The organism is Streptomyces sp. NPDC003248 (assembly GCF_055563235.1).
Window position 1 is genome coordinate 919,796 of sequence record NZ_JBVHDT010000001.1, and the last position, 11,123, is coordinate 930,918.

Here is an 11,123-nt window from a genome sequence, read left to right on the forward strand (position 1 = left end):
TCCGGATGCCTCCGGACGGCCCAGCGACCCTGGCACATCTCGGCCGGACCGCCACCGCGTCCGGCGGAACGGCCGGGCGTCGTGGGGGCCGTCCCGTACCGGCCGCACGCGTCGTGGCGGGGCAGGGACGGGGTGGGGGGAGGTGGTCAGTGCCGCCCCCTGGCACCCTCCGCCCAGGGGCTGACCGGCCGGACCCCGGCGTGAACTCATCGCCCCCGGCGGCACCCCACGGCCCCCGGCCCGGCGCTCCCCCCACCCGCTCCGGCTACGCTCGGGACCGTACGACCTTGATCGGAGTCGAGGAGTCGAGGAGGCCGGGATGACGGGGCCGGGGCGCAGGAGCAGTACCTTCACACGCCTGCTGCGGCACGGATTCACCGATGCCTCCGCCGCCGAGCGGCTCCTGGACAGTACCGAGCTCGCCCCGGTCCGCAGCGACCCCGTGCTGCTGGAGGCCCTGGGCCGGACCGCCGATCCCGATCTCGCCCTGCGGGGGCTGGTGCGGCTGCTGGAGGCGCAGCCGGGCGCCACCGCGCGCCGCGGACTCCTCGACACGGTCATAGCGGCCAAGCCGCTGCGGGACCGGCTGCTCGGGGTGCTCGGGGCGTCCGCCGCGCTCGCCGACCACCTGGCCCGGCATCCGCGGGACTGGGAGGCGCTGGTCATGTACGAGCCGCGCGACCTGCATCCCGGGGTGGAGGAGTTCGAGCGGGGGCTCGCCGAGGCCGACGACCCCGTGTCGCTGCGGGTGGCCTACCGGCGGTGTCTGCTGGCCATCGCGGCGCGCGACGTCTGCGGGACCACCGACGTCGCCGAGGCCGCGGCCGAACTCGCGGACCTCGCCACGGCCACGCTGCGGGCCGCGGTGGGGCTCGCGGCCGCCGCGGCGCCCGCGGACGCCGCGCTGTGCCGGCTCGCCGTCGTCGCGATGGGCAAGTGCGGGGGGCACGAGCTCAACTACGTCTCCGACGTCGACGTCATCTTCGTCGCGGAGCCCGTCGAGGGGGCCGACGAGGGCAAGGCCCTGCGGGCGGCCACCAAGCTCGCCTCGCACATGATGCGGATCTGCTCGGAGACCACCGTCGAGGGTTCCATCTGGCCCGTCGACGCCAACCTGCGGCCCGAGGGGCGCAACGGGCCGCTGGTGCGGACCCTGAGCAGCCATCTGGCCTACTACCAGCGGTGGGCCAAGACCTGGGAGTTCCAGGCCCTGCTGAAGGCCCGGCCGGTCGCCGGTGACCTCGCGCTGGGGGAGGCGTACGTCGCCGCCGTCGAACCGCTCGTCTGGCAGGCCGCCGAGCGGGAGAACTTCGTCACCGACGTGCAGAAGATGCGCCGGCGGGTCGTCGAGAACATCCCCGCCGCCGAGGTGGAGCGCGAGCTGAAGCTCGGGCCGGGCGGGCTGCGGGACGTCGAGTTCGCCGTGCAGCTGCTGCAACTGGTGCACGGGCGGGCCGACGCCTCCCTGCGCAGCGGTACGACGCTGGACGCGCTGGGGGCGCTGGCCGCCGGGGGCTACGTGGGGCGGGCCGACGCCGTGCAGCTCGACGCCGCCTACCGGTTCCTGCGGTCGATGGAGCACCGCATCCAGCTGTACCGGCTGCGGCGGACCCACCTCGTCCCGGAGGGCGAGGAGGACCAGCGGCGGCTCGGCCGGTCGCTCGGGCTGCGGGCCGATCCCGTGGGCGAGCTGAACCGGGAGTGGAAGCGGCACGCCGCCGTGGTGCGGCGGCTGCACGAGAAGCTGTTCTACCGCCCGCTGCTCGACGCGGTCGCCCAGCTCCCGTCCGGCGAGGCACGGCTGAGCAGCGAGGCGGCCCGGGAGCGGCTGGTGGCGCTCGGGTACGCCGATCCCGCGGCGGCGCTGCGGCACCTGGAGGCGCTCGCCTCCGGGGTCACCCGGAAGGCGGCCATCCAGCGGACGCTGCTGCCGGTGCTGCTGGGATGGTTCGCGGACTCCGCCGACCCGGACGCCGGGCTGCTCAACTTCCGCAAGGTCTCCGACGCGCTGGGGAAGACGCCCTGGTACCTGCGGCTCCTCCGGGACGAGGGGGCGGCGGCGGAGAACCTCGCACGGGTCCTGTCCGCCGGGCGGCTCGCCCCCGACCTGCTGATGCGCGCGCCCGAGGCGGTCGCCCTGCTCGGGGACGGCGACGGGGGCGGCCTGGAGCCGCGCGGGCGGACCCCGCTGGAGCAGGAGATCCTCGCCGCGGTCGGGCGCGCGGAGGGCGCGGTCCAGGCGGTCACCGCCGCGCGCGGGGTGCGGCGGCGGGAGCTGTTCCGTACGGCCGCCGCGGACATCGTCGGGTCGTACGGCACGGAGGCGCAGCCCGCCGAGGCCGACCAGGGCGCGCTCGTCGACCTCGTCGGCGGGGCCGTGTCGGACCTGACGGCCGCGACGCTCGCCGGCACCCTGCGGGCGGTGGTGCGGGAGGGGTGGGGGGACACGCTGCCCACCCGGTTCGCCATCATCGGCATGGGCCGCTTCGGCGGCCACGAACTGGGCTACGGCTCCGACGCGGACGTGCTGTTCGTACACGAGCCGCGGGACGGCGTCGACGAGCAGGAGGCCGCCCGCGCGGCGAACGCGGTGGTGGCGGAGGTACGGCGGCTGCTCCAGGTGCCCAGCGCCGATCCGCCGCTCCTGGTCGACGCGGATCTGCGGCCCGAGGGGAAGTCGGGGCCGCTGGTGCGGACACTGAAGTCGTACGAGGCGTACTACCGGCGGTGGTCGCTGGTGTGGGAGTCGCAGGCGCTGCTGCGGGCCGAGCCCGTCGCCGGGGACGAGGAACTGGGCCGGCGGTTCGTCCGTCTGATCGACCCCCTGCGGTACCCGGAGGCGGGACTGGGAGCGGACGCGGTGCGGGAGATCCGGCGCCTGAAGGCGCGGATGGAGTCGGAGCGGCTGCCCCGGGGCGCCGACCCGAAGCTGCACACCAAGCTGGGGCCCGGGGGCCTGTCCGACGTGGAGTGGACCGTGCAGTTGCTGCAACTGCGGCACGGGGCGGAGGTGGCGGGGCTGCGGACCACCCGGACCCGGGCCGCCCTCGCCGCGGCCCGGGAGGCCGGACTGCTGACGCCGGAGGACGCCGTCATCCTCGACGAGGCCTGGGTGCTGGCCACGCGGGTGCGCAACGCGGTGATGCTGGTCCGGGGCCGGGCGGGCGACACGTTCCCGTCCGACGCGCGGGAGGCGGCCGCCGTGGGGCGGTACCTCGGGTACGGGCCCGGGCACGTGGGGGACATGCTGGACGACTACCGGCGCAGCGCCCGGCGGGCGCGGGCGGTCGTCGACACCCTGTTCTACGGGGGGTAGCGGACAACGTTCTACGGGGGTAGCGGACGCCCCGACGCCCGACGCCCGACGCCCCGACGCCCGACGTGCCCCGTGCCGCCACCGGCCCCTACGCCTCCGCCACCGGCCCCTACGCCTTCGCCACCGGCCCCTACGCCTTCGCCACCGGCCCCTACGCCTTCGCCACCGGCCCCTACGCCTCCGCGGACGGCCGCGCCCCCCGCAACCCTCCCCGCCCCGGCGCCCTCCTCGGCAGGGTGTGCGGCAGCGCTCCGTACCAGAGGCCCGCCACCGTGTAGCCGAAGGCGAGGCAGAGGACGCCGCCCACCGCGTCCAGCCAGAAGTGGTTGGCCGTGGCGACGATGACCACCAGGGTGGCCGCCGGGTAGAGCAGGCCGAGGACCCGTACCCAGGGGAGGGCGGCCAGCGCGAAGATCGTCAGCCCGCACCACAGGGACCAGCCGATGTGCATGGACGGCATCGCGGCGTACTGGTTCGACATGTTCTTCAGGTCGCCCGAGGCCATCGACCCCCAGGTCTGGTGGACCACGACCGTGTCGACGAAGCCGGCGCCGTTCATCAGGCGGGGCGGCGCCAGGGGGTAGAGGTAGTACCCGACGAGCGCCACCCCCGTGGTGGCGAAGAGGACCAGGCGGGTGGCCGCGTACCGGCCGGGGTGGAAGCGGTAGAGCCACACCAGGACGCCGAGCGTGACGACGAAGTGCAGGGTGGCGTAGTAGTAGTTCATGCCGACGACCAGCCAAGTCACCGAGTTCACGGCGTGGTTGACCGACTGCTCCACCGCGATGCCCAGAGTGCGCTCGGCCTTCCAGATCCAGTCGGCGTTGCGCAGTGCCTCGTGTCTCTGGTCCGGGACGGCGTTGCGGATCAGCGAGTACGTCCAGTAACTGACCGCGATCAGCAGGATCTCGAACCAGAGGCGGGGGCGGCCGGGGGTCCGCAGACGCCGGAGCGGACCGGGAGGGGCCGAGGCCGTGACGGTGTGTGGAAGGGCCTCTTCCCGGCCTTCCAGTGACGTCACGGTCGAATCACCCATGGACACAGAGTCTGCCAGAAAAGCCTTCTTCCCCGATCATCCTCTGGTCCCCTCCGACCCGCATGTTCTCCGCCGGGGGGACCCCTACGGGACACCGCGCGGACAGTGCCCGCGACGGCCCGTCCCCGCCGTACGGACGATGGCGCTCACACCCCCGCGGACGGTGGCCTGCCCTACCCGCGATGGCGCTCCCCGGGCGCCGAGGCCGTCGAGCCGCGGACGACGAGTTCCGGCATGAAGACGAACTCGCTGTGCGGGGCCGGGGTGCCGCCGATCTCCTCCAGGAGGGTGCGGACCGCCGCCTGGCCCATCGCCGGGACCGGCTTGCGGATCGTGGTCAGCGGCGGGTCGGTGAAGGCGATCAGCGGTGAGTCGTCGAAGCCGACGACCGAGATGTCCTGCGGGACCGCCAGCCCGCGCTGCCGCGCCGCCCGTATCGCGCCGAGGGCCATCATGTCGCTCGCGCAGACCACCGCCGTGCAGTCGCGCTCGATCAGGGCCGTCGCCGCCGCCTGACCGCCCTCCAAGGTGTAGAGGGAGTGCTGGACGAGGTCCGACTCGATCGTCTCGGGGCTCAGGCGGAGCTGCTCCTGCATCGCGCGGACGAAACCCTCGATCTTGCGCTGGACCGGCACGAAGCGCTTCGGGCCGAGGGCCAGGCCGATCCGGGTGTGCCCCAGGGAGGCGAGGTGGGTGACCGCGAGGGTCATCGCCGCCCGGTCGTCGGGGGAGATGAAGGGCGCCTGGACCTTCGGGGAGAAGCCGTCCACCAGGACGAAGGGCACGCCCTGGGCGCGCAGCTGCTCGTAGCGCTGCATGTCGGCCGTGGTGTCGGCGTGCAGGCCGGAGACGTAGATGATGCCGGCGACCCCGCGGTCGACCAGCATCTCGGTCAGCTCGTCCTCCGTGGACCCGCCGGGGGTCTGGGTGGCGAGGACCGGGGTGTAGCCCTGGCGGGTCAGCGCCTGTCCGATGACCTGTGCCAGGGCCGGGAATATCGGGTTCTCCAGCTCGGGCGTGATCAGGCCGACCAGACCCGCGCTGCGCTGCCGCAGGCGGACCGGGCGCTCGTAGCCCAGTACGTCGAGGGCGGCGAGGACGGACTGGCGGGTGGTGGCGGCGACGCCGGGCTTCCCGTTGAGGACGCGGCTGACGGTCGCTTCGCTCACCCCCGCCTGCGCAGCGATGTCGGCAAGCCGTGTGGTCACAGGTGTGGACTGTACCGGCCAGGTGTCACCTTGCACACCAATCGGACGCCTTGGACGGCCTGCGGTGCGGCCCGCCCGGGGCTGCTGCGTCATCGCACTCCCTCGTGAAATCGGTGGCAAGAGTTTGCAGAGTCTTGCACAAGCGCCGTGCTCCTTGGGGCGCGGGCCCTCGGCCATGGCAACAACGGTCTCATGGCGGTTGTCATCAGGTCACGCCCGGATAACTTCGGAGATCTCTTGCACTTTTTTTCTGCAAGGTCTTTCGCGCCGCTTACATGGCTGTTACGTTCACGTCGCCCGGCGGCCGCCGCAATGGCGCAGTCGGCAAGTCGACAGGGACGGTGGACGGGACCGCCCCCTGTAGCTAGACGGGCTTTCACCCCCAAGGAGAACTCATGCGGCGTGGCATAGCGGCCACCGCGCTGGTGGCGTCCCTCGCCCTCGCGGCGACGGCCTGCGGCGGAAGCGACAGCGGCGACTCGGCCGACGGCCCGGTCACCATCACCTGGTGGGACACCTCCAACGCCACCAACGAGGCGCCGACGTACCAGGCCCTGGTCAAGGAGTTCGAGGCCGCCAACAAGGACATCAAGGTCAAGTACGTCAACGTCACCTTCGACCAGGCGCAGAACAAGTTCGACACCGCCGCCGGGTCCAAGGGCGCGCCGGACGTGCTGCGCTCCGAGGTCGGCTGGACCCCCGCCTTCGCCAAGAAGGGCTACTTCCTGCCGCTGGACGGCACCGAGGCGCTCGCCGAGCAGGACAAGTTCAAGTCCAACCTGATCGAGCAGGCCCAGTACGAGGGCAAGACGTACGGCGTGCCGTTCGTCACCGACACCCTCGCGCTCGTCTACAACAAGGCGCTGTTCGCCAAGGCCGGCATCACCGAGGCGCCGAAGACCTGGGACGACCTGAAGAAGGCCGCCGCCACGATCAAGGACAAGACCGGCGTCGACGGCTACTGGGGCTCCACCCAGGCCTACTACGCCCAGTCCTTCCTGCACGGCGAGGGCACCGACACCGTCGACGCCGACGCCAAGAAGATCACCGTCAACTCGGCGGCGGCGAAGAAGGCGTACGGCACCTGGCTGAGCCTGTTCGACGGCAAGGGCCTGCACAAGGCGGACACCACCGCCGACGCCTACGCCCACATCCAGGACGCCTTCGTCAACGGCAAGGTCGCCGCGATCATCCAGGGCCCCTGGGAGATCACGAACTTCTACAAGGGCTCGGCGTTCACCGACAAGACCAACCTCGGCATCGCCACCGTCCCGGCCGGTTCCACCGGAAAGGCGGGCGCCCCGACCGGCGGCCACAACCTGTCGGTCTACGCCGGCTCCGACGAGGCCCACCAGAAGGCCGCGCTGAAGTTCGTCAACTTCATGACCTCCGCGACGACCCAGGCGACCATCGCGCAGAAGAACTCCACCCTGCCGACGCGTGACGACGCCTACACCGCCGAGGTCAAGGCCGACCCGGGCATCGCGGGCTACCAGACCGTGCTGTCCGCCGCCCAGCCGCGCCCGGCGCTGCCCGAGTACAGCTCCCTGTGGAGCCCGCTGGACGACGAGCTGCCCGAGATCGCCGGTGGCAAGGAGTCCCTGGACGAGGGCCTGAGCAACGCCGAGACCGCCATCGCCAAGCTGGTCCCGGACTTCAGCAAGTGAGTCCCGGGTGGCCGCCGGATCACCCTGTCCTCGGGGGAGTGATCCGGCGGCCACCCGCCTGTGCCCGCCCGGCCCCGCCCTCCGATCCTCAGCTCCTCCAGAAGGTGTCGAACCATGACAGTCGCCATCGACCGCGCGACCGGCAAGCGCCGCGGTGACGCGCCGCGGCCCGGGCTGGGCCGGCGCCTGAAGCACTCCTACCGCAAGCACTGGTACGCCTACGCGATGATCACACCCGTGGTCGTCGTCCTCGGCGTCCTCGTGCTGTACCCCCTGGGATACGGCCTCTACCTCACCCTCACCGACGCCAACAGCCTCAACACGGCCCGCACCATCGGCGTCAACGAGATCGAGGCCACCTACAAGTTCATCGGCCTCGACAACTACGCCGACATCCTGTGGGGCGAGACGGCCTACGACCGCTTCTGGTCGCACTTCATCTGGACCATCGTGTGGACGGCGGCCTGCGTCGGCCTGCACTACGGCCTCGGCCTGGGCCTCGCGCTGCTGCTCAACCAGAAGCTGCGCGGCCGCACCTTCTACCGGCTGGTCCTGGTCCTGCCCTGGGCCGTGCCCACCTTCGTCACCGTCTTCGGCTGGCGGTTCATGCTCGCCGACGGCGGCGTCATCAACGCCGCCCTGGACGCGCTGCACCTGCCGACGCCGCTGTGGCTGGAGGACACCTTCTGGCAGCGGTTCGCCGCGATCATGGTGAACACCTGGTGCGGTGTGCCGTTCATGATGGTCTCCCTGCTCGGCGGCCTCCAGTCCATCGACGCCTCCCTCTACGAGGCCGCGGAGATGGACGGCGCCAACGCCTGGCAGCGGTTCCGCTACGTCACCCTGCCGGGGCTGAGGTCCGTCAGCTCCACCGTCGTCCTGCTCGGCATCATCTGGACCTTCAACCAGTTCGCCGTGATCTTCCTGCTGTTCGGCGGCACCGCCCCCGAGGCCCAGATCCTCGTCACCTGGGCGTACTACCTCGGCTTCGGACAGCAGCCGCGTGACTTCGCTCAGTCGGCCGCCTACGGCATCCTGCTGCTGGCCATCCTGATCGTCTTCACCTCGTTCTACCGCCGCTGGCTGAACCGCAACGAGCAGCAGCTCGCGATCTGAGGCAGGAGTCCCCATGAGCACCACCACCGTCGAGACCTCCGCCGACGTGACCGGACGCGGTTCCGCGGACGCCCCCCGCACCCCCCGCGGACGCGGACGGCGCCGGCCCCTCGCCGCCCTCGCCTCCCACGGCGTCCTGACCGTCGCCTGCCTCGTCGCGCTCTTCCCGATCGTCTGGCTCGTCTTCCTCTCCCTCGGCCCGGACAAGGACGACTACCTCCACCCCGGACGCATCTGGTCGAAGATGACCTTCGACAACTACGCGTTCGTCCTCCAGCACACGAACTTCTTCGACTGGCTCAAGAGTTCACTGATCGTCTCGCTGGGCACCACGGTCATCGGCGTGCTGATCGCCGCCACGACCGGATACGCCGTGTCCCGCATGCGCTTTCCCGGCTACCGCAAGTTCATGTGGGTGCTGCTGGTCACCCAGATGTTCCCGATCGCCGTGCTGATCGTGCCGATGTACCAGATCCTGTCCGAGCTCCAGCTCATCGACACCTACCTCGGCCTGATCCTCGTCTACTGCTCGACCGCGGTGCCCTACTGCGCCTGGCTGCTCAAGGGCTACTTCGACACCATCCCGTTCGAGATCGACGAGGCCGGACGCGTCGACGGCCTGACCCCGTTCGGCACCTTCGCGCGGCTGATCCTGCCGCTCGCCAAGCCGGGCCTCGCGGTCGCCGCGTTCTACAGCTTCATCACCGCCTTCGGCGAGGTCGCCTTCGCCACGACGTTCCTGCTGGACGACCAGAAGTACACGCTCGCCGTCGGCCTCCAGAGCTTCGTCAGCGAGCACGACGCGCAGCGCAACCTCATGGCCGCCACCGCGGTGCTGATCGCGATACCCGTCTCCGCGTTCTTCTACCTCGTGCAGAAGAACCTGGTGACCGGCCTGACCGCGGGCGGCACCAAGGGCTGAGCGCCCCGAGGCGCACGAGACCCCCGCGCGCACGCGCGCGGGTGGCGGCCGCGGTGTCCTTCCGACCCCGCCGGCACCGCGGCCGCCGCGTCACCCGCGCCGCCGTACCCCTGACCCCATGACCGCACCCCCCTTCACGTACAAGGACGCCATGAGCCAGCAGCACTCCGCCGCCCCGGCCCCCGCCTCCCGGCCCGACACGGCCCTCGCCACCGTCGCCCAGCGCCGCGACTGGTGGCGGGACGCGGTGATCTACCAGGTCTACCCGCGCAGCTTCGCCGACAGCAACGGCGACGGCATGGGCGACCTGGAAGGCGTACGCTCCCGCCTCCCGTACCTGCGCGGCCTCGGCGTGGACGCCGTGTGGCTCAGCCCCTTCTACGCCTCCCCGCAGGCCGACGCCGGCTACGACGTGGCCGACTACCGGGCCGTCGACCCCATGTTCGGCAACCTCCTCGACGCCGACGCGCTCATCCGCGACGCCCACGGACTGGGCCTGCGGATCATCGTCGACCTGGTGCCCAACCACTCCTCCGACCAGCACGAGTGGTTCAAGCGGGCCCTCGCGGACGGCCCCGGCTCGCCCCTGCGGGAGCGGTACCACTTCCGCCCCGGCAAGGGCGAGGACGGCGAACTGCCGCCCAACGACTGGGAGTCCATCTTCGGCGGCCCCGCCTGGACCCGGGTCACCGAGCCCGACGGCACCCCGGGCGAGTGGTACCTGCACCTCTTCGCCCCCGAGCAGCCCGACTTCAACTGGGAGCACCCGGCCGTCGGCGACGAGTTCCGCTCCATCCTGCGGTTCTGGCTCGACATGGGCGTCGACGGCTTCCGCATCGACGTGGCGCACGGCCTGGTGAAGGCGGAGGGCCTGCCGGACCTCGGCTCCCACGACCAGCTGACGCTGCTGGGCAACGATGTCATGCCGTTCTTCGACCAGGACGGCGTTCACGACGTCTACCGGCAGTGGCGCCGGGTCCTCGACGAGTACGCCGGTGAGCGGATCTTCGTCGCCGAGGCGTGGACCCCGACCGTGGAGCGCACCGCCCTCTACGTGCGCCCCGACGAGCTGCACCAGGCCTTCAACTTCCAGTACCTGGGCTCCGCGTGGAACGCCGAGGAACTGCGCGAGGTCATCGACCGCACGCTGGAGGCGATGCGCCCCGTCGGCGCCCCCGCCACCTGGGTCCTGTCCAACCACGACGTCACCCGGCACGCCACCCGCTTCGCCAACCCGCCCGGCCTCGGCACGCAGATCCGCACCGCCGGCGACCGCGCGCTGGGCCTGCGCCGGGCGCGGGCGGCCACCCTGCTGATGCTGGCGCTGCCCGGTTCGGCCTACGTCTACCAGGGCGAGGAGCTGGGGCTCCCGGACGTCGTCGACCTCCCGGACGAGGTGCGCCAGGACCCGGCGTACTTCCGCGGCGAGGGCCAGGACGGCTTCCGCGACGGCTGCCGGGTGCCGATCCCGTGGACGCGCACGGGCTCGTCGTACGGCTTCGGCGGCGGGGGCAGCTGGCTGCCGCAGCCGGAGAACTGGGGCGAGCTCAGCGTCGAGGCGCAGGACGGCGTGGCGGGCTCGACGCTGGAGCTGTACCGCTCGGCGCTGACGATCCGCCGGGAGCGGGCGGACCTCGGCGCCGGCGACGCGGTGGAGTGGCTGCGCGCCCCCGAGGGCGTCCTGGCCTTCCGGCGCGGGGAGTTCGTGTGCGTCGCGAACACCACCGGCGAGTCGGTGACGGTTCCGGCGTACGGCCGCGTCCTGCTCGCCAGCGGTGAGCCGGCGGAGGCGGACGGCGAGGCGAAGGTCCCGGCGGACACCACCGTGTGGTTCGCCGCCGGCTGACGGCCCCTCATC

7 protein-coding genes are annotated in these 11,123 nt (G+C 72.1%); 5 read left to right on the forward strand and 2 right to left on the reverse strand.

Features of this window, described 5'->3' with window-relative positions:
• Positions 1-319 precede the first annotated feature (319 nt).
• A complete protein-coding gene (locus ACZ3KJ_RS03915; RefSeq protein ID WP_467524336.1) occupies positions 320-3,316 on the forward strand; it encodes a bifunctional [glutamine synthetase] adenylyltransferase/[glutamine synthetase]-adenylyl-L-tyrosine phosphorylase in 2,997 nt (998 codons plus the stop codon).
• Positions 3,317-3,488: 172 nt separating this feature from the next.
• Here ACZ3KJ_RS03915 and ACZ3KJ_RS03920 read toward each other — a convergent pair whose 3' ends face one another.
• Positions 3,489-4,352, reverse strand: a complete 864-nt coding sequence (locus ACZ3KJ_RS03920; RefSeq protein WP_467524337.1) for a phosphatase PAP2 family protein — start codon at positions 4,350-4,352, stop codon at positions 3,489-3,491.
• 173 nt (positions 4,353-4,525) lie between these two features.
• Positions 4,526-5,560, reverse strand: a complete 1,035-nt coding sequence (locus tag ACZ3KJ_RS03925) for a LacI family DNA-binding transcriptional regulator (RefSeq protein ID WP_467524339.1) — start codon at positions 5,558-5,560, stop codon at positions 4,526-4,528.
• A gap of 395 nt (positions 5,561-5,955) precedes the next feature.
• Here ACZ3KJ_RS03925 and ACZ3KJ_RS03930 point away from each other — a divergent pair, with 395 nt between their 5' ends.
• From ACZ3KJ_RS03930 to ACZ3KJ_RS03945, 4 genes are all read left to right on the forward strand, one after another.
• A complete protein-coding gene (locus ACZ3KJ_RS03930; protein WP_467524341.1) occupies positions 5,956-7,227 on the forward strand; it encodes an extracellular solute-binding protein in 1,272 nt (423 codons plus the stop codon).
• Between the two features lie 114 nt (positions 7,228-7,341).
• Complete coding sequence (locus ACZ3KJ_RS03935; protein ID WP_467524342.1) at positions 7,342-8,343, forward strand: carbohydrate ABC transporter permease; 1,002 nt, start codon at positions 7,342-7,344, stop codon at positions 8,341-8,343.
• Between the two features lie 13 nt (positions 8,344-8,356).
• Positions 8,357-9,265, forward strand: coding sequence for a sugar ABC transporter permease (locus tag ACZ3KJ_RS03940; protein ID WP_467524344.1), 909 nt, complete (start codon positions 8,357-8,359; stop codon positions 9,263-9,265).
• A 151-nt stretch (positions 9,266-9,416) separates the two neighbouring features.
• Positions 9,417-11,111: a glycoside hydrolase family 13 protein gene (locus tag ACZ3KJ_RS03945; protein WP_467524806.1), complete on the forward strand. Its 1,695-nt coding sequence runs from the start codon at positions 9,417-9,419 to the stop codon at positions 11,109-11,111.
• Positions 11,112-11,123: the final 12 nt, after the last annotated feature.